A 20,342-nucleotide genomic window follows, 5' to 3' on the forward strand; every position below is an offset into this window, starting at 1 on the left:
CTTCTTCACGGACAACCAGCCGATTTAACCGCGCTTTTCGGCTGGTTGTCCGTCGGGAAAAAAGAGACGGCAAAGAACGTAGCAACGGGATCATATGAACATCGGTCACCTGACGTTCATCTTGCCGTCGATTGCGCGACACGCTCGGATTGATGCGATGTGGATAACAGAAAGTGAGTTATCCACATTCCGGGGATAACACGGTGCATAATCCACCAAGTTATCCACATAATGGGGATAACTCTGTGGACAACTTGGGGATAACCAGTGGACAAGTCCACAACCGCACCTCTCCGATTTGTCACAAAGTCAAACCTATGGTAAGCATCGCAAACCAACCACAACCGAACAGCAACACACACATCCGCACGCCATGCATGTTCGTTTTCCGCCGCCAAGCACCCCAGGCATCACCATTCGCCACCCGTATGAGTACGGTGGACGACATGAGCAAGGAGACGCAGCCAGCAGCCGACGCAACGGTCGTCCCATCCGTCAACCGCCGCATCCTCGCGCTGGCCGTCCCCACGTTCGGCCAACTCATCGCCGAACCGGCCTTCATCCTCATCGACACCGCCATCGTCGGCCATATCGGCGACGCCGCGCTGGCCGGACTGTCCGTCGGCTCGACCATCATCCTCACCACGGTCGGCCTGTGCGTGTTCCTCGCCTACGGCACCACGTCGCAGGTCGCACGGCTCATCGGCGCCGGCCGCCGCCGCGAAGGACTCGAGGCCGGCATCGACGGGCTGTGGCTTGCGTTTATCATTGGCATGGTCGTGTCGGGCGCGATCTTCGCCGCCGCCGAACCGCTGTGCGCGGCGATGGGCGCGCGCAGCGACGTGCTCGTCAACGCCGTCGCCTACCTGCGTGCGATCGTGTTCGGACTGCCGGGCATGCTGCTCGTCTACGCGGCGAACGGTATTTTCCGCGGGCTGCAGAAGGTGCGTATCACGCTGGTCGCGGCGGCCGGCGGCGCAGTGCTGAACACGGTGCTTGACTTGCTGTTCGTGTTCGGACTGGGCTGGGGCATCGCCGGATCGGGCGCGGCGACGCTGATCGCGCAGTGGTTCATGGGCGTGTTCCTGCTGATTCCCGCACTGGCGTGGGCGCGCGCGGACGGCGCGAGCTGGCGGCCGCGGCTCGGCGGCATCCTGCACACGGCGGGCGACGGAGCGCCGCTGTTCGTGCGCACGTTGGCGTTACGCACGTCGATGGTGGGCACGGTGGTGCTCGCCACGCACATGGGCACGCAGGTTTTGGCGGGATATCAGGCGGTGAATTCGAGCTGGAATTTCGTGATCAACATGCTCGACGCGATCGCCATCGCCGGGCAGACGCTCGTCGCCACCGAATTGGGGGCCGGCCATCGCGCGCAGGCCCGTGCCATGACCGACGCGACCGGGCGCGCCGGATTGATCGGCGGCACGGTCATCGGCATCGCGCTGGCGACTGTCGGGGTGTTTGCCGCTCCCCTGTTCTCCCCCACCGCCGCCGTACAGCATCTGATCGTTGTCGGCATGATCGTGCTGGCCGTATTCCTGCCGCTCGGCGGGTGGATGTGGGCGCTCGACGGCATTCTTATCGGCGCCGGCGACTACCGGTATCTGGCGGTCGGCTGCACCGCGACCACCGCGGTCTATCTGCCCGCGCTCGTCGGCGTCAACGCGCTCGACGGCTGGCTCATCACGAGCGACACCGCCCGGACGGTCGTGCTGTGGGCCGTCATCAACGTGCTGTTCGTCGGCGGCCGCGCCCTGTTCAACGGCCTGCGTATCCGCGCCGACCGCTGGATGCGGTGAGCAGAGGGGCGATCCACGCGTCAGTCGCGACCGTCATAGACCGACCTTCTTCAGCTTTCTCCAAACTCAGAGGCAGATTTGCCGCAGTGCAGAGATCTTTCTCCAAACTGAGAGGCAGGTCAAGGACGATCAGGCCCCTCGCCATACTCCCTTAATGGGGTGAATCAGGTGCTTTGACAGGACGATCTGCCTCTCAGTTTGGAGAAAGACTCCTGCACAGATCGGAATCTGCCTCTCAGTTTGCGAAAAGCCCCTGTCCGTGCCAAACCCGCCCGCAACGCCGCTCACATGTGGTAGCGCGTGGCGTTGTACATGGCCCGCACCAGCGATTCGCGCCATTTCGACCACCCGTACTGCTTGGTGATCTGCTCACCCGCCGTCGCGCCGAGCGAGGAGCCGTCCGCACGGGTCAGGTCGAACAGCATGTCGAGCAGCACCGGGTCATGGTCGAGCCGCCCGGCCAGTTCGTCGCCAACCGCCGGATCGGAGGGGTTGCGTCCGGTCGCGAACTCCGACAGGGTCAGGTGTTCGCGCACCAGTATCGTGGCCCAGCGCACGATGTCCGGCGGGAAGCCCATGCGTTTCAGGATCACCGGCACATGTTTCGCGCCCTCGGCCGCATGATCGGTCACGAACGGCCGTTTGCCGATGTCGTGTAGCAAACCGGCCAGCAGCAGCGCCGTGTAATGCGCGTCGTCGTACCGCTCGCCGCCGCCAGCCCCCGCCGCCGACTCGCGCCCGAGCCGCGTCACCACCTCAACGCTATGCCGGTCAATCGTGTACCGGTGCGCCGCCGACGCGCTCGGTCGGTTGCGAATGCCCAGCCATTCGGGGATCCACCGCCCAGGAATGTCCACGAAGTCCAGCTCGTCCCACACGTCGAGCAGCGCCGGCCCCGAGGCCAGCAGCCGCACGAATAGCCCACGTGCCTCGTCGCTCCATACCGAGTCGCGGATCGGGCACCGCCGCAGATTCATCAGCGTGGCCGGGTTGATCGGCAGCTCGAACTCGGCGGCCGCGGTCGCCGCCCGCAGCGCCAGTGTCGCGTCGCGCGACGGGTCCACGCCGGGCGCCAGCACCACCTCGCGCTCGTGCGCGACCACTCCCGGCGCCAGCACCTCGAATTTCGGAGCCTCGCGCTTGCCGCCCGCCCGCGGGGTCATCATCTGGAAGAACGAGAACCGCGGCCGCTCGTGCGTGAGCGAATGCTCGGCGCGCGAGGCCGTGGAGTCGAGCGAGAACGCGATCGTGCGCCCGATGCGCGCGAGCCGCGTCTGCAGGTCCTCGATGGATTTCGCCTCGCGCTCCCCTTCGGGCAGGGTCGGGTCGGCGAAGCCGAGCATGGCCGCGACTTTGGCCTGATACGGCGGCAGGAGCAGGTTCGTGTCCTTGTTGGCGACGAGGTGGATGCAGTCACGCACGTCGAGCAGCGCTTTAACCGCCTCGTCGTATGCGCCGTGCGGCCGGTCCGCAAGCCATGACGCGGCGAGCGCGGAGACGAGCACCGAGTCGCGCAGTCCGCCGCGTGTCTCCTTGATGTCCGGTTGGTTGAGGTACGGCAGCCGCCCGAATTCGTTGAGTCGTTTGTCGGCGGATTCGAGCAGTTCCGGCAAGCGTTTGCGCGCGGCTTTGCGCCACCGTTCAAGAATGCTCGCCGCGGTGGTGGTGATCAATCCGGTGTCGCCGGCGAGCGGGAGCACATCGAGCCATCCCATTGCGGCCGGCAGGTCCTTGTCAGTGACCGTCTCGCATTGTTGCCGTGTGCGTACGGAGTGGTCGAGGTCGAGTCCGGAGTCCCACATCGGATACCAGATCTTGTTGGCGAGTTCGTTGAGCTGCTGATCGTTGATCGCGTGCGGCTCGTAGATGATGACGAGGTCGATGTCCGATGACGGGCCGATCTGTCCGCGAGCGAGCGAGCCGACGGCGGCGAGCCCGATGCCGGACGGCGACACGTCGAACGAGACGCCGGCGGTCGCTTCGGACCACAACTGCCGCAGCGCGCCGATCGCGAGTTCGGTGCGCGCCTTGCGTTTGGCCGCGCCGTTACGGTAGATGCCGTCGCTGTCGGGCTGGCTGAGGTCCATGAACCGCGTTTTGAGTTGATCGACCGCCGAAGTCATTGATGACCGCTCCTCACTTACGAAAAATCCCCGCACGGCGTAACGCTGCGTGCGGGGATCTGTCTTACTGATGCCCGAACCGGCCGACCGACAAGCCAGACGTCAGACCGATCGACGATCCGGGAGTCTGTCAGATCGCGGCGGAACCGGTCTCGCCGGTGCGCACGCGGGTTACGGAATCCAGCGGCGCGACCCAGACCTTGCCGTCGCCGATGGTGCCGGAGCCGGCAGACTTGACGATCACGTCGACCAGGGTTTCGGCGTCGGCGTCGTCGGACAGCACCTCGATGCGGATCTTCGGGATCAGGTCCACGGTGTATTCGGCGCCGCGGTAGACCTCGGTGTGGCCGCGCTGGCGGCCGTAGCCGTTGGCTTCGGAGACGGTCAGGCCGTGCACGCCGGCCGCGGCGAGCGCTTCCTTGACATCGTCGAGCTTATGGGGCTGGATGATTGCGGTGATGAGCTTCATCTCACCTCACCTCCTTGAGAACAGAGCTGGCAGTTCCAGCAAAATCGTACGCGCGTTCGCCCTGATCGGCGAGGTCGATTCCACCGACCTCCTGGGCTTCGGTGACGCGCCAGCCGACGGTCTTCTCGAGCGCGAAGGCGATGATCGCGGTGATCACACCGGAGTACAGGATCGCGACGAGCGCGATGATGATCTGCACGACGAGCTGACGCCAGTCGCCGCCGGCCAGCAGGCCGGTGCCTTCGCCGAAGAAGCCGATGAGGACGGTGCCGGTCAGACCGCCGACGCCGTGCACGCCGACCACGTCAAGCGAGTCGTCGTAGCCGAGCTTGAACTTGAGGCCGCAGGCGAGGCAGGTCAGGATGCCGACGATCGCGCCGAGCACGATGGCCCACAGCGGGGAGACGACATCGGCGGCCGGGGTGATGCCGACGAGGCCGGCGACCATACCGGAGGCCGCGCCCATCGCGGTGTAGTGGCCGGTTCGAATCTTCTCGGTGAAGCCCCAGGAGAGCATGGCGGCCGCGGCGGCAGCGGTAGTGGAGACCCACGCGTAGCCGGCGGTGCCGTTCGCGCCGAACGCAGAACCGGCGTTGAAGCCGAACCAGCCGAACCACAGCAGGAACGCGCCGAGCATGACGAACGGGACGTTGTGCGGGCGGAACGGCTGCGTGCCGAAGCCCTTGCGCTTGCCGATGATGAGGACGATGACCAGCGCGGCGACTGCGGCGTTGATGTGGACGACGGTGCCGCCTGCGAAGTCGTGCGCGGCCGCGCCGATGGCCTGCGAGATCGCGCCGTCACCGGAGAGCAGACCGTGGTTCCAGACCATGTGCGCCATCGGTGCGTAGTCGAACGTGATCCACAGGGCGACGAAGATCATCCACGTGCTGTACTTGACGCGCTCGGCGATGGCGCCGCAGATCAGACCCACGGTGATCATCGCGAACGTCGTCTGGAAGGCGACGTCGATGCTGCCCGGATAGTTGCCGTCGGTGTTGGCGGCGGTGAAGACGCCGTCCTGCGCGACCATCGAGTCCTTGAGCAGGAAACCGGTGGCCGGGTCGCCGAAGACGCCGCCGATCGAGGTGCCGGCGTACGCGATCGACCAGCCCCACAGGGTCCAGATGATCGCGGTGACCGACAGCGCGGCCGCCTCCAGCATCAGCATGTTCAGCACGGCCTTGGCACGAACCATACCGCCATAGAAGAACGCCACACCCGGCGTCATGAGGAATACCAGGGACGCGGATGTCAACATCCATGCAGCATTTCCGGTGTCCATGTCAACCTCCCTCTCTTTCGTCTTGTCCGCCAGCTCGTTGCACGAACCGAGCGGTCGGGTAACTCTTTTGCGCTCCTTTGTGGGGAGCTCACATGACGGTATGGAACGCCTGACGTGTTGTGAAAACGTTACGGAACGTTACGCGAATGTAAAACGAGGGAGTACGGACGGCGACGTGCATACGTATGCAGAACGGCGGTTTTTCGCGGGTTTGTCTCGGCGGATGATCGGCGATTCGTCCATGTTACGAAAAACGTCCGCACCCGATTTTCAGGTGCGGACGTTCCATGATGTGAGCTGATGACGCGGTTCGCGCAGGGATGTCGACGGTCTAGGCGTGGCTCCCCTCTCCGAGGGGAGCTGTCAGCGCAGCTGACTGAGGGGAGCTGTCAGCGCAGCTGACTGAGGGGAGCTGCCCGGCCAGCCCAAACCAGTACTACGCCAGAATCCCGTCGACGAATCCCTCCGGATCGAACGGCGCGAGGTCGTCGGGGCCTTCGCCCAATCCCACGAGCTTGACCGGCACGCCGAGTTCCTTCTGCACGGAGATCACGATGCCGCCCTTGGCCGAGCCGTCGAGCTTGCTGAGCACTACACCGGTGATGCCGATCGCCTCGGCGAACACCTTGGCCTGCGTCATGCCGTTCTGGCCGGTGGTCGCGTCGAGCACGAGCAGCACCTCGTCGACCGGCAGGTTCTTTTCGGTGACGCGCCGGATCTTGCCGAGCTCGTCCATGAGGTTGGCCTTGTTCTGCAGTCGCCCGGCCGTGTCGATGATGAGTACGTCGGCGTTGGCTTCCTTGGCCTTGGCGCTCGCCTCGAACGCGACGGACGCCGGGTCGGCGCCGTCCTTGTCGGAGCGCACGACGGGCACGTTCACCTTCGCGCCCCACGTTTCGAGCTGGTCGGCGGCCGCCGCGCGGAACGTGTCGGCCGCGCCCATGACGACCTGCTTGTCTTCGGAGACGAACAGTCGCGCGAGTTTGCCGGCGGTCGTGGTCTTGCCGGTGCCGTTGACACCGACCATGATGATGACGGACGGCTTGTTCGCGCCGGGTTTGTTCGCGTTGAGGCGACGGTCAGTATCGCGGCCGACAAGATCGAGGAGCTTCTCGCGCAGGCCGGCGCGGACTTCCGCGGCGTCGGCCTTGCCGGTGATGCGGGCGTCCTTGCGCAGTTCGTCGACGAGCTGTTCGCTGGCCTCCGCGCCGACGTCGGCGAGCAGCAGCGTGTCTTCGACGTCCTCCCAGTCGGATTCGGACAGGTTGTCCTTGGTGAGGATCGAGAACAGCGCCTTGCCGAACGGATTCGCGCTGTTGGCAAGCTTGGCCTTGAGCCGCTGGATGCGTGAGCCGGCTGCTTCCGGCTTTTCCACGGCCTTCGGCGCAACCTCGGCGGCGGGGGCAGCTGGGGCCNGGGCCTCGGAGGGGGCCGCACCCGAAGCGCCTTCAGACGCCTCTTCCTCACCTTTGCCGGCGGAAGCCGCCTGCCCGGCCTGTGAGCCGCGCTCAGTCGCCTGAGTACTCTCCGCCGCGGCGGCCTGCTTCTTGCGTTCCTCGGCCTCCTCGGCCGCGATCCGCGCGTCCGCCCGGGCCTTGGCCTCATCCTCGGCCTGCTTGAGCGCGGTCTTGCGCGAGCGGTCGTTCCACACGCCCCACGCGATCAACAACACGGCGATGGCCACTACGGCCACAATGCCGATTATCACATTCGTATCCATACTCCCAGCCTAAAAACCGCAACGGACAGCCAAAAATCTACCCTTCCGACACGCGCCGTCCATGATCGGCACACTAATGCAGCCATTAGTTACCCTATACACAAAAATAGAACGATTTTATGTATCAATTTCTAGTATAATAAAAATGAGGAGGCTACCAGTCGATGATATTTATCAACCGTGAAAAACTAACCGCAACACTTCGTGCGCATCGAGACAGCCCGGACATCAAGGTGCTCACCGGCGTCCGCCGATGCGGCAAAAGCACCCTGCTGGCCCATTACGCCCAATCACTCGCCCATGACGGCGTGCCGACATCCAACATCTTCTCCCGCAGATTCGACGCCTTCGACATCCCGATCGGCTACGACGCACAAGCACTGCACGCCGATCTCGCCGCGGCGATGAGCGCCGCGGCACCCGGCCCGTTCTACGTGTTCCTTGATGAGATTCAGGACGTACCCGGCTGGGAACACGTCGCACGCCGCCTGCATACCCGGGACGACACCGATGTCTACATCACCGGATCGAACGCACGGCTGCTGTCGGGAGAACTGGCCACCTATCTGACCGGACGGTACGTGACCATCCCGGTGTACCCACTCTCCTTTGCGGAATACCGGAACTATCGAACATCGGACGGCGCGAGCGAGCCGGTAGACCTGCTGTTTTCGCAATATATGCAGTTCGGCGGCATGCCGGGACTCTTCGTCACCGGGCTGCCCGATGAACGCAAGGCGACAGAAATACTGACCGCCGTCTACGAATCCGTGGTTATGAAAGACGTGGCGAAACGATACGGCATCCGCGACATCGCCACCTTGGAAAAACTGTCACGGTATCTGTTCTCCACATCAGCGAATCTGTTCTCGGTCAACAACGTCGTCAAAGCACTCAAAGGAGCCGGCGCGAACGCGACATTCACGACCATCGACAACCAGATCGACGCACTGGAAAAGGCGTTCATCATCTACTCCGCCGAACAGGCACGCGTGCGGGGCAAGGAACTGCTGCGACCGCAACGCAAGTACTATCCGGTGGATAACGGGCTGCGCAATCTGGCCACCGGCTTCACCGGCGCCGACCGCGGGGCTCAGCTCGAAGGCATCGTCTTCATGGAACTCAAACGCCGCGGATACGAGGTCTCCATCGGTACCATGCCAGGCGGCGAAATCGATTTCATCGCCCGGAACAACACGGAACTGCAATACATCCAGGTCACACTGAACATGACGGAGGAGCAGACCCGGTCGCGCGAACTCGCGCCGCTACAGCGGCTCAACGATGCGTTCCCTCGCCTCGTGCTCACGCTCGACTGGTACAGCGAAGGCGTCACCAAGGAGGGCATTCGCATACGCAACGTTATCGACTGGCTGTGCGAATGACGGCGTAATCAACCGGCGACGTGCCGCCCGCTGACCGCATATGGAAACCGCCCGGCTACACTGGGGCACATGGCCAATACTTCACGCATGACATCACTCCAGCGCCGCGAGCAGCTCATCCAGGTCGGGCGCGCGCTGTTCGCCGCCAAGGGATTCGAGGCGGTGAGCGTGGAGGAGATCGCCGCGAACGCCAAGGTGAGCAAGCCGATCGTCTACGAGCATTTCGGCGGCAAGGAGGGCCTGTACGCGGTGATCGTCGACCGTGAGATGCAGACGCTGACGAGTACGATCACGGCCACGCTGAACGATCCGGACACGCATCCGCGGCAGATCGTCGAACGCGCGGCGCTCGCGCTGCTCACATACATCGAGCAGAACGCGGATGGCTTTCAGGTGCTCGTGCGTGACTCGCCGAGCACCGATCCGGCCGGATCGTTCAGTTCGCTGCTCGGCGACATCTCGCTGCAGGTCGAGGACCTGCTCACCGCGTCGTTCAAACGGCAGAAACTGTCGACCAAGGGCGTGCCGTACTACGCGCAGATGCTCGTCGGCATGATCGTTTTCACGGGCCAGTACTGGGCCGATCGACCGAAGGTGAGCAAGGAGCAGCTCGCCGCGTACATCGTCGACCTTGCATGGCACGGCCTGTCGCGGCTCGATTCCAAGCCGGCACTGCGATTCGAGGGCAGGCATCCCGTCTCCTCCGCTAACGGGTATGCAGCCGATCCGCAAGCGAAATCGGCTGCATGTCCGCCGGAGGAAGCCACCGACCCCGCACGACCCACCGACTGACGCAACCGCGCAGACGTACGCCCCGGCGTCACCCCAACTAAATAGACGTCACCCGCGCAGACACGCGCCCAAGCAGACGCACATCCGCCGCAACACGCATCATCCCTCATCGCCCCCAGCGTCACCCCACCCTCGTGGCAGAAATGTCTCGCTGAGACGTCCGTCAGCGAGCGTTTTCTGCCACGAGTCCATCTGAGTGGCGGTTTTCACTCACTGATGCATCTCTCCACGAGACATTTCTGCCACGCAAATGCCTGCGTGGCAGAAAACGCTCGCCAGCGCATCGCCCAGCGAGCGAAAACCGCCGCGGCAGCCACCCCAACCACACCGCCACTAGCCGCCACGCACCATCCCAGCCAGCCACCCCACCCGACCGTTCGTGCCGCGGAATGTGCAGATCACGCCGAACCCTAGCGTCAGATAAGACACCGGTGCTAGGTTTGGTGAGAAGCAACAGCAGGACGCCCGACACGGCACGGCGCGATCGCGCAAACCCGACCGCCCGCCGCGCCGCAGGACTCGACCGGACAGCAACGAGGAGACCATGACTCAGACCACGACGTCGCCGCAGGGCACGACGGCAACCAGCACGACGACGGCCCGGCCGACCAACCGGACAACCCCCACGCTCACGTTCATCGTGCCCGCGTACAACATGGAGGAGTATCTCGAACGCTGCGTCACGTCGCTGCTGCAGGCGCACGACACGAGCGACATCGAGGTGCTCATCGTCGACGATGGTTCGCACGACTCGACCCCGCAGCTCGCCGACACGTACGCCAAGCGCTGGCCTGCGAACGTTCGTGCAATCCACCAACCAAACAAGGGTCATGGCGGTGCAGTCAACACCGGTATTGCAAACGCTCGCGGCGCATACGTCAAGGTCGTGGACGCGGACGACTGGATCGATTCGCAGTCGATCGACACGATGATGGACACACTGCGCGAACAGACGCGTTCGGCCAGCCCGGTCGACATGGTCGTATCGAACTACGTGTATGACAAGGTTGGCAAACGTCGTCTGCACACGGTCAACTTCCGCCATGCCATGAAGCCGAACACCGTGCTCACGTGGGATGATCTCGGTCACTTCGGACTCGCGGAGTACATCCTCATGCACGCGCTCACGTTCCGCACCGCGGTCGTGCGCGAGTCCGGCATGGTGCTGCCGGAGCACACGTTCTACGTCGATTTCATCTACGCGTACCAACCGTTCACCAAGGTGCGCACGATGATCTACCTCGACATGCCGTACTACCACTACTTCATCGGCCGCGAAGGCCAGTCGGTGCAGACCGACGTGATGATTCGCCGTGTGGACCAGCTGATCCTCGTGAACGAGCATATGACCGAGGCGACGCCGGAGCCGGGCACGGTGCCGGACGGGCTGTACCAGTACATGATCCACTTCCTGACGATCGAGAGCTGCGTTGCGTCGGTGTTCCTGATTCTGTCGCGTGAGCCGGAGAACTACGAGAAGAAACGGCGGATGTGGGCGGCGATCGAGGCGTATTCGCCGGCGATCTATCGTGACGTGCGACGCAAGGTGATGGCTCGCGCGATCAATCTGCCCGGTCCTGTCGGCCGGTGGATCATCCGTCACGGCTACGTGATCGCCGAACGCGTCGTCGGTTTCAACTGATTCGTCTCTGCGGGTTGCAGGTTCGCGGGTTGCAGACTCACCGGATTGCGGCTCGCGGATTACGGTTCGCGAACGACTCGCATGCCTTCCCCTTTAACGGGCATACAGCCGATTCCCACCCCATAATCGGCTGTATGTCCGTTAGAAAAGGTAGGGGCATAGCAGTTAGAGAAGGCACGGGCATAGCACCTTTCCCGGATTGATCCACCCCCTCAACACACGTCCGTCCATCTTCCCTCAATACATGCCCGCCCATCTCCCCTCAACGGACATACAGCCGATTGCACCGTTGGAATCGGCTGTATGTCCGTTGGCGTGTGTGCGTTTGGGCGTTCGGGGCATCCGGGCGTATCGTCTAGTCTGTCAGGATCACCAATGACGCGACCGCAAGGAGACGATATGCAATTCACCTGCGCAGGAACCACGCTGCTGTTCGATGAGGAAACGCTGCGGCTCACGTTCCACCGCAACGGCACGGAATGGACATGGCGTGACGGATTCGTCCCGACGATCACCGGACGATTCGCCGATGCCGACACCGACGCGACAGCAACCGTGACGACCGACACGACGGACCTCACCGCAACGGACGCTACCGCAACCGCAGAATCGCACACGTTCGCATTCACCGATGCGCACGACGTCGCGCACGAGTCGCGCGAAACCGGCACCGGCGTCGGCGTGTTCAGCCGGTACGTCGGTTTCGGCGAGGCAACAACGTTCGCATTCGCGACGTATGTGTGGATCGAGCGCGCGTCCGGCGACGTGATCTTCGAGTGGATGCCGTTGGATGAATCCGGGTTCACCGTCACGCGGCTTACGTGGCCGGGCGAGATGGCATTCGGCGAGCTGGACGACCGCAACGTCACGCTGATCACGCATCAGCAGGGCGTGATGATTCCGAACACGTGGCCGACTGCAGTGAGCTCGGCGCACGGTGACATCGTATTCAGAGGCCAGTTCGAGACGGCGGGCGGATACATGCCGTGGTACGCACAGATCCGCGGCGGCCAGACCGGTGCCGCGACGGCCGATCCCGCGACGACTGGCAATGACTCCCCCGCGTACATCGCGATCTGCGAGACCCCGTGGAACGCCGGCTACACGGTCGAGCATCCGGCCGACGGCGTCGCCGACGCTACGACCGGCACGCCGTCCGGTACCACCGTCGGCATGTGGTTCGAGCCGAGCCTCGGTCGCACGGACTACCGTCGCGTCGTACGGTACCGCTTCCTCGATCACGCCGATCACACGTCGGTCGCCAAGGCATACCGCGCGTACGTCGACGAACGCGGCCGCCTGCGTACGTTGGCGGAAAAGGCCGCGCGCAACCCGTCCGTCCGCCGCCTGATCGGCTGCTCGTGGATGCACGTCGGCATCAAGACCGTCGTCCAACCGGACTCGCGCTTCTACGATCACGAGCATCCCGAGAACAATCTGCACGTGACATCGTTCGCAGCACGCGCCAAGCAGATCGCCACGCTGCACGAACTCGGCGCCGGCCGCATCTACATGCATCTTGACGGCTGGGCCGAACCAGGCTACGACAACCAGCACCCCGACTATCTGCCCGCGTGCGAGGAGGCCGGTGGATGGGCCGGCATGAAGGCGCTCGTCGACTCGTGCCACGAGCATGGCGACCTGTTCGGCACGCACGACCAGTATCGCGACTACTACTTTGCCGCGCGCACGTTCGACCCGCGCAACGCCATACGGCTCGCCGACGGCACGATGCCCGAGCAGGCGATCTGGGCCGGCGGCCATCAGACCTTCCTGTGCGCCGAGCTCGCGCCTGACTACGTTCGCAGGAATTTTGCGGAGATCGCCGCGAACGGCGTGAAGCTCGACTGCGCGTATCTCGACGTGTTCACGTGCAACGAAGGCGACGAATGCGCGCACCCGGAGCATCGCATGACGCGCCGGGAATGCTACGGCAGGCGCGGCGAATGCTTCGAATACCTGCTGTCGCACGGCATTCTGTCGAGTTCGGAGGAGGTGTCGGACTGGGCGGTGCCGAGTCTCGTATTCTGCCATTACGCACCGTACGACTTCCAGATGCGCGATCCGTCCGTGCCGCGGCAGGGCGTGCCGGTGCCGCTGTACAACCTCGTGTATCACGACTGCGTGATCGAACCGTGGATGATGGAGCGCGTGGCCGGCGGCGACGACTACATGCTGTACGCGCTCATCAACGGCGGCGCACCGTATCTGATCCGCGACGCTGCATACGTTGGCGTGGACGGCGACATGAGCCCGGAGCAGCGGGCGCAGGCCGAGAACGACATCGAACGGTGCAACGCGGTCGCCGCACTGCACGAGCGGGTCGGCATGAGCGAGCTGGTGCGGCACGAGTTCGTCGGCGGCGACTGGCTGGTGCAGCGGTCCGTGTTCGCGGACGGCACCGCCGTGACCTGCGACTTCCACGATCAGACGTATCGGGTCGAGCAGGCGGCCTAGGCAGTTAGTGCGGTCAACGGTGCGGCCGGCTGGACGGATCATCGGCTACGGCCGCATCCGGTCAGCGCCAGGCGCCGACCGCGTTGACCTCATCCTTGTGGCGGGCAGCGCACTCCACTGCACATAGCAGAACGTGCGTGGCGGTTTTCGCTCGCTGAGCACCCGCTCAGCGAGCGAAAACCGCCACGCACGCGTCAGGCCGGACCATCCGCCACCCATCAGGCGACCGTCGGACGGCCCGCCGACCATACCGGCCAACCTAACCGTCCGCCCGCACTGCGGACCTCACACCCAGCGATCGGACATCGCGAAGCTGTTATGCATATGATTGCTGCCGTCGTACAGCACACGCCCCAGCAGCTTCGTCGCATGTTCCTGCAGGAAGTCGGCCATGCGATCGTTTGCTTCGCCGAGCACCGCCGTCACCGGCCGCCCATCGAGCGATCCGTCGCCGTCCAACCGCCCGTCGCCGTTGCCGTCCGCACCATCATCGAACCGACCGCTTTCGATCGCCGCGTCGGTCTCCTCGACCAACCGGTGTCCGAACGTGCGAACCTTCTCACGGTAGCCACCGATGGCATTGGCCGTCTCGAACCAGTGCGCGTCCGCGATCACCGCGATCAACCGGTTCGTCCAGTACAAGTTGCCGGTCGACACCTCCGGCGTCGTGTCACGCAGGTATGCGGGCGTGTCAGTAACGTTCGCATAGAACGGCGCGCCCGTGGTGAACGGGCCGGAACCGTAGGAAATCCACATCACCGCACGGTTGCACGCCGGTGCATACGGTCGCAACTGGATCGCGACCATGTGACCGGTGCGGTTCACGCCGATCGGCCGGTAGCGGTGACGCGACTCCGGCGTGCCCTTCGTGCCGTACGGATCGTACGGCGTGCCCTCGAAGTGCGACGCGAGCAGGAAATCGACGTCCTCGATCGTCACCTTGTTCTCCGGCACGCGGCACCACGGGATGTCGTCGGACTCCGGCGTGTAGCGCGCGGCCGGCGAATCCCAATCCTCGCTCGGGTTGAGGTGGCGCTGCATGTACCAGGCGCGCGGCGTGTTGTAGATGTGGTCGCGCGCGGTGCTGTCGCCGAACACGGTGCGCGGGTTGAACCGGTCGGACTGCGAAACGGAACCGTCCGCCGCGAACCCGACGTGCGATGAGCCGGCGCCTGCCATCGTTCGCATCGTGCGGTCGAGATGATGTCCCGCGATGAACTCACGCAGGTCGGCGCTGCAAAGGTATTCATGCTGTTCGCCGAACGCGTCGGTCAGATCGAAGTCGTCGATGCCGAGCTGGTTCGGAATCGTCGCGTAGCAGTCGTCCGGCACGCGCCGCGCGATCCAGTGGTGGCCGCCGATCGTCTCGACGTACCAGATCTCGTCCACATCCGAAATGATGATGCCGTTCGACTCGTACGTACCGTACGTCTCCAGCAGATCGCCAAGACGGCGGACGCCCTCGCGCGCGGTCTTCACGTACGGGATCACCAGCGTGATGATGTCCTCCTCGCCGATACCGCCAGGCTGTTCGGGCTGGTATTCCGCCGTTCCCGGCTCGCCGACGGCGGGCACGAGTTCGACGAACGGGTCGGCCGCGGCGACGCGCTCGTTGACGGAGATCGTTTCGGTCGCGCTCATCGCGACGTTGTGCTCGTTCGTACCGGCTTCGGCGAGGACGCCGCGGTTGGGCAGCACGTTCGGGACGATGCTGTAGCGGCACGGATCGTCGGGCAGGTCGATCTCGACATGGCTGAGCACGCTGCGATAGTGGCGCGGCTGGTCTTGTGGCTGTACAACGATGAAACGCTTGGGATCGTAGCGGCCGGAGCCGGAATCGTCGTCACGGGCGATGATGGTCGAGCCGTCGTAGCTGGCTGATTTGCCGATGAGAATAGTGGTGCATGACATGTGCCCTATTGTGCGCGCGGGTATGGCCGTGGGGACACGCCGGCCGGACGGAAGCAGGCCTCCGGCGGATGGCGCGACACGCCGGCCGCCTGATCACGACACGCTTGATACGTTTGCGGCTTTGGCACGATTCCGCAACTTCGGATTTCGCATAGAGCGTGTCGTGATCAGGCGACCGGCGTGTCGTGAGACAGTAGTGGGGACTGAACTGACGAAAGGAGCCTGACATGGCCATTGATGTGTACGGTGCCGATTGGTGCGGCGACTGCAAGCGCGCGAAGGCGGCGCTGCAGCGGTTCGGCGCGGAGTATGTGTGGCACGATATCGAGTCGGAGGACGGCGCGGCCGATCGCGCGGTGGAGATCAGCGGGCAGAAGCATATTCCGGTGGTGCTGTACTCGGACGGCGCGTTCCAGGTGGAGCCGTCCGCGACCGACATCCAGAAGAAGCTGCAGGAGCTGGGACTGATCGACTGAGGTCGCGAATCTGACAAACGATTCCCATGGAATTCTCAGACAACATACACGACTTCCCCAACCAGCGGGGGTTAACTATGTATCAGGTCGTAAGACCGATATAACTGAACCCTTTCTTCTCTCTCTTCTTTTTCTTCTCCAAGCCCGGCCGCGCGCCGGGCTTTCTTCGTCTCTGGGCAGTGTCGTTCAACGTCGGTCCCGGCCCCTCCTGCCCGCGGACCGCTCAACACACCCCACGAATAGGCAACCACAGCGCACCCCTCTCTCTCAACGGACATACAGCCGATTGCAGCCGCCAATCGACTGTATGTCCGTTACGGAAAAAGGCACTTGTGGGCGCGCGTCACGCCGCTTTCCCTATATCAAGCCGCCCGACCTTTTAACGGACATACAGCCGATTCCGACGGTTTAGCGACTGTATGTCCGTTAGGGATGAAGGCCTCCAACGGAGCACCATCGACACGCATCCCCGCGACTCCCGCCAGCCGCATCTCCAAAACCTGGTCTGACCGCACTGCTTAGCCCGTCCATCTCAACGGACATACAGCCGATTCAGCATCCCCGATCGGCCGCATGTCCGTTGAGGGTAAGGCCTGACAGTGTCCGGCACCGTCGCTTTCTCGTCATTGACTTTCGATTTATTGATGTTATACTTAATTTTATTAAAATATTTCTTCAGTAAGTCTTTACAAAACGTAACCCTACGTTATCCGGCAACGATATCCGACTCCGCGGAAGGAGCAGCCAATGACCGGACCGACCATCCCGCCCTGGATGACGAACCTGAACGACGAGGACCTGACATTCATCAAACGATTCCTGCTGGCATCCGGCTCGATGAAGGAGGTCGCCGCGGAATACGGCGTCTCCTACCCCACCGTCAGGCTACGGCTCGACCGGCTCATCCAAAAGATACAGCTCGGCGAACAACTCGAGAACGAGCCGTACATCGCGCTGATCAAACGACTCGCCGTCGACGACAGACTCGACTTCGGCACCGCGAAGATCCTCATCACCGAATACCGCAAACAACTCGATCACCGCGATCAGCAATGATCATCGGCATGATCGCATTCACACATTCGACACCCGCCACGCCTGACATCCACCACATCTCCATACTCCCCCACTCGCGCCGTCAAGGAGCCTCCCATGGCCATACTCTCCATACACAATCTGATCATCTTCGCCGTTTTCATCGTCATATGCGCCGGCGTCGTCTGGCTACAGATCAAGCTCTCGCGAACCGACGGCCGATGGCTGGGCCTGATACTGCCGACAATCACGCTGCTGATCGCGCTGCTCGCCGCGATCGGCACGCTGACTTGGAACGCAACTCCTTCGGCCGGAGTCTGGAACACCGCGCTGCATGCGATCACCATATTCCTCGTTTGCAATATCCCGACCATCGTGCTGAGTGGCATCTATCTGCACGAACGTGATCAAATCCGTCATCGTGCGGAACTCACGCACATGAGCGTGCAGGATTTGTGAACCGTGCGGTCCATGAAACAGAAAAACCCTTGGAATCGTTGAGATTCCAAGGGTTGAACTGTGCCCCCTGTGGGATTCGAACCCACAACCCACAACTTAAAAGGATGCTGCTCTAACCGTTGAGCTAAAGGGGCAACGTTTCTAAGATACACATCTGCGTCGGACAACACAAGTCGGCGTTGCGAGCGGAGGCACCGCGACGTGTCCCCACTCTCTTAACGGACATGCGGCCGATTACGATGCGCAATCGGCCGCATGTCCGTTAAGAGAGACGGGGTTGACGCACGTCGCGTGAGTCAGCGAGAAGAGTCGGCACCCGTACCATCGGCACCCGTACCGTCGACGACCGGAATCCAGTCGGCGTAGCCTTCCTCGACCATGCGCGAACGCGGAATGAAGCGCAGCGCCGCGGAATTCATGCAGTAGCGCAGACCGCCGCGCTCGGCCGGACCATCGGCGAACACATGGCCGAGGTGAATCTGCGTGTCGGCGGTGCGCACCTCGATGCGGTCGCGGCCGGGAATACGGTGATCTTCATGCTCGGTCAGCGAACCTGCGTCAATCGGCTTGCTGAACGCGGGCCAGCCGCAGCCGGAGTCGAATTTGTCGCGGGACGAGAACAACGGCTGACCACTGACGATGTCGACGTAGATGCCCGACTCGAATTCGTGATCATATTCGTTCACGAATGGTCGTTCGGTGGCAGCGAGTTGCGTGACCGCGAACTGTTCGAGGGTCAGATCCCAGATTTTCTCGATGTACTTTTGCCGGTTCTTCACATTGGCGATCGCGGCGAGCGGCACGTGGCAGTATCCGCTGGGATTATTGAGGAGATAGTCCTGATGCCGGTCCTCGGCCGGATAGAAGTTGCGGAGCGGTTCGACGATGACGGCGGGGCGCTGCGGCTGACGGTCGACAAGCTGCTCGAGCGCGGCGATGTACACGGCGCGTTGCGATTCATCCGTATACCACATGCCGGTGCGGTACTGACGACCACGATCCTCGCCCTGCCGATCAACGGAGAACGGGTCGATGACCTCGAGGAACAGCAATGACAACGTGCGCAACGTGACACGATCCGGATCGAAGACGACCTTCACGGTCTCCGCCGCATCCGTCTCGCCTGAGCACACCTGCTCATATGTGGGCGATTCTGTTCGGGACTGCGCATATCCGACCGTGGTGTCGGTCACGCCGTCCACGTTTTGGAAGTATCGTTCCAGTCCCCAGAAACATCCTCCAGCAAAGTATGCCGTCTGCGTAGCGCTTTCACTCATGCGGCTTACGTTACCCCACACTCCGTATCGCCGCGTGGCAGAAAACGCTCGCCCCACCGAGTCTCAGTGAGCGATTTCTGCCACGCAGGTAAATGAGCGGCAGGAATCACTCGCCGGGAAGGTAGTGAACGAGGAATCTCTGCCACGCACCCATCGACATGGCGGAAAACGCTCGCCGGGCACGCACTCAGCGAGAGGTTTCCGCCACGCGATGGAATGTCGTGGCGGAAAACGCTCGCTGACCATGCGTCTAGTGAGCGAAAACCGCCACGAGACGACGATGTGATTTATCTGACATTTTGCGACGCAGCAGGGCGGAAACGCGCCGAACGGCCGCGACACGCTTACTGCCGACACAATTCCAACCACTACATCTAGTATCGACACGCTCGACACGCCACAAGAACTAGTGGTCATGAAGGAAACACCGAGTTGTACTATTGAGCAACTGTCACCGACCGCGTAACGACCATCGGAGTACACGGGACTCATTCGATACGAAATGGAGGCAACCATGACCGTCACCGTCTTCACCAAGCCGCGCTGCCCGCAGTGCGATGCCACCAAGCGTCAGCTCACCAAGCTCGGCGTGCCGTTCGAAACCGTCGATCTATCCGAGAACCCGTCCACGCTTGAGCAGCTGCAGCAGGCAGGATTCAAGCAGGCGCCGGTCGTCATCACGCCCGACAATTCCTGGACCGGATACCGCCCGGATCTCATCCGCAGTCTGGCGAAGTCCTTTGCCGCCCAGTCCGTGACCGAGCACGACGTCATTTCGATGCCGACTGCCGATCAGCGCGTGCTGGCCGCATAGCCTCGTCACACGGCCCGGCATCGCGACCGCCATCGGCCGGCGCCCGGACACGGCGATCACCGCCGAACCGGCATCATTGCCCCCCCCAAAAAAAAACACGGCGTCACGCGCCGTGATCACACAGACGTCACACCCGCCTCGATGATCACGATCCACGCATCCATACGACACGATCATCACCGTTTCAACAACTCATCACATGAGCAACACAGCACCATCACGCAGCGATCAACTTCGATCGGAAACACGACACGCCGGCGCAGTCGTCTACTTCTCCTCCACATCCGAGAACACCACCCGATTCGTGGAGAGCTGCCGATTCGACGAACTGAACATCGCGACCTACCGCATCCCGTTGCGCGCCGGCGACGAACCGCTCGCCATACGCGAGCCGTACGTGCTGATCGTGCCGACGTACGGCGGCGGGGTCGTCGCCAAGGCCGTGCCGCCGCAGGTCAAACGATTCCTTAACGATCCGGACAACCGCGCATGGATCCGCGGCGTGATCGCCTCCGGCAACACCAACTTCGGCGAGGCGTACGGCGCGGCCGGGCGCATCGTCTCCGCGAAATGCAAGGTGCCGCTGCTGTTCACGTTCGAGCTCATGGGCACCCCCGAGGACGTACGCAAGACGCGCGACGGGCTGGCACGGTTCTTCGCCCAGCGTCAGTCGCATGAGCCGCATCAACATTGAG

The 20,342-nt window shown here is 63.1% G+C and carries 16 protein-coding genes and 1 tRNA gene; 10 read left to right on the plus strand and 7 right to left on the minus strand.

The genetic code is table 11. The annotated features are described in order from the left end of the window. Positions 1–173 precede the first annotated feature (173 nt). Positions 174–1,802: an MATE family efflux transporter gene (locus DSM100688_RS04515; protein ID WP_420837477.1), complete on the plus strand. Its 1,629-nt coding sequence runs from the start codon at positions 174–176 to the stop codon at positions 1,800–1,802. A 284-nt stretch (positions 1,803–2,086) separates the two neighbouring features. Here the strand turns inward: DSM100688_RS04515 and DSM100688_RS04520 are convergent, their stop codons facing one another. The 4 genes from DSM100688_RS04520 to ftsY form a co-directional block, all read right to left on the minus strand. After that, entirely contained in the window at positions 2,087–3,925 is a 1,839-nt protein-coding gene (locus tag DSM100688_RS04520; protein WP_152357964.1) for a [protein-PII] uridylyltransferase family protein, read from the minus strand. A gap of 130 nt (positions 3,926–4,055) precedes the next feature. Then, a complete protein-coding gene (locus tag DSM100688_RS04525; protein WP_152357965.1) occupies positions 4,056–4,394 on the minus strand; it encodes a P-II family nitrogen regulator in 339 nt (112 codons plus the stop codon). Position 4,395: 1 nt separating this feature from the next. Next, on the minus strand, positions 4,396–5,679 hold the full coding sequence (locus DSM100688_RS04530) for an ammonium transporter (RefSeq protein WP_152357966.1): 1,284 nt from the start codon (positions 5,677–5,679) through the stop codon (positions 4,396–4,398). Positions 5,680–6,115: 436 nt separating this feature from the next. After that, positions 6,116–7,399, minus strand: coding sequence for a signal recognition particle-docking protein FtsY (ftsY, locus tag DSM100688_RS04535; RefSeq protein ID WP_152357967.1), 1,284 nt, complete (start codon positions 7,397–7,399; stop codon positions 6,116–6,118). 164 nt (positions 7,400–7,563) lie between these two features. Between ftsY and DSM100688_RS04540 the strand changes: the two genes are divergently transcribed. The 4 genes from DSM100688_RS04540 to DSM100688_RS04555 all read left to right on the plus strand — a co-directional run bounded on the left by DSM100688_RS04540 (position 7,564) and on the right by DSM100688_RS04555 (position 13,675). Next, positions 7,564–8,784 carry an ATP-binding protein gene (locus DSM100688_RS04540; protein WP_152357968.1) on the plus strand — a complete coding sequence of 407 codons (1,221 nt, stop codon included), beginning with the start codon at positions 7,564–7,566 and terminating at the stop codon, positions 8,782–8,784. A gap of 87 nt (positions 8,785–8,871) precedes the next feature. Next, complete coding sequence (locus DSM100688_RS04545; protein ID WP_163146852.1) at positions 8,872–9,576, plus strand: TetR/AcrR family transcriptional regulator; 705 nt, start codon at positions 8,872–8,874, stop codon at positions 9,574–9,576. A gap of 544 nt (positions 9,577–10,120) precedes the next feature. Further along, complete coding sequence (locus tag DSM100688_RS04550) at positions 10,121–11,218, plus strand: glycosyltransferase family 2 protein (RefSeq protein WP_152357970.1); 1,098 nt, start codon at positions 10,121–10,123, stop codon at positions 11,216–11,218. 399 nt (positions 11,219–11,617) lie between these two features. After that, positions 11,618–13,675 (plus strand): DUF5696 domain-containing protein, encoded by a 2,058-nt coding sequence (locus DSM100688_RS04555; protein ID WP_152357971.1) that lies wholly within the window; start codon positions 11,618–11,620, stop codon positions 13,673–13,675. 285 nt (positions 13,676–13,960) lie between these two features. Here DSM100688_RS04555 and DSM100688_RS04560 read toward each other — a convergent pair whose 3' ends face one another. Continuing rightward, positions 13,961–15,586 (minus strand): C69 family dipeptidase, encoded by a 1,626-nt coding sequence (locus tag DSM100688_RS04560; RefSeq protein WP_152357972.1) that lies wholly within the window; start codon positions 15,584–15,586, stop codon positions 13,961–13,963. Positions 15,587–15,813: 227 nt separating this feature from the next. Between DSM100688_RS04560 and DSM100688_RS04565 the strand changes: the two genes are divergently transcribed. From DSM100688_RS04565 to DSM100688_RS04575, 3 genes are all read left to right on the plus strand, one after another. Next, complete coding sequence (locus DSM100688_RS04565; protein ID WP_152357973.1) at positions 15,814–16,062, plus strand: mycoredoxin; 249 nt, start codon at positions 15,814–15,816, stop codon at positions 16,060–16,062. A 747-nt stretch (positions 16,063–16,809) separates the two neighbouring features. Next, positions 16,810–17,118, plus strand: coding sequence for a DUF2089 family protein (locus DSM100688_RS04570; RefSeq protein ID WP_152357974.1), 309 nt, complete (start codon positions 16,810–16,812; stop codon positions 17,116–17,118). A gap of 96 nt (positions 17,119–17,214) precedes the next feature. Continuing rightward, complete coding sequence (locus tag DSM100688_RS04575) at positions 17,215–17,556, plus strand: hypothetical protein (RefSeq protein WP_152357975.1); 342 nt, start codon at positions 17,215–17,217, stop codon at positions 17,554–17,556. A gap of 61 nt (positions 17,557–17,617) precedes the next feature. Here DSM100688_RS04575 and DSM100688_RS04580 read toward each other — a convergent pair. Both DSM100688_RS04580 and msrA read right to left on the minus strand, forming a co-directional pair. Beyond that, positions 17,618–17,690 (minus strand) — tRNA-Lys (locus DSM100688_RS04580). A gap of 162 nt (positions 17,691–17,852) precedes the next feature. Next, positions 17,853–18,833 carry a peptide-methionine (S)-S-oxide reductase MsrA gene (gene msrA, locus DSM100688_RS04585; RefSeq protein WP_152357976.1) on the minus strand — a complete coding sequence of 327 codons (981 nt, stop codon included), beginning with the start codon at positions 18,831–18,833 and terminating at the stop codon, positions 17,853–17,855. Positions 18,834–19,347: 514 nt separating this feature from the next. Between msrA and DSM100688_RS04590 the strand changes: the two genes are divergently transcribed. After that, a complete protein-coding gene (locus DSM100688_RS04590) occupies positions 19,348–19,647 on the plus strand; it encodes a glutaredoxin family protein (protein ID WP_152357977.1) in 300 nt (99 codons plus the stop codon). 199 nt (positions 19,648–19,846) lie between these two features. Further along, positions 19,847–20,341, plus strand: coding sequence for a class Ib ribonucleoside-diphosphate reductase assembly flavoprotein NrdI (gene nrdI, locus DSM100688_RS04595; RefSeq protein WP_152357978.1), 495 nt, complete (start codon positions 19,847–19,849; stop codon positions 20,339–20,341). Position 20,342: the final 1 nt, after the last annotated feature.

The organism is Bifidobacterium ramosum (genome assembly GCF_009299505.1).
GTDB lineage: Bacteria > Actinomycetota > Actinomycetes > Actinomycetales > Bifidobacteriaceae > Bifidobacterium > Bifidobacterium ramosum.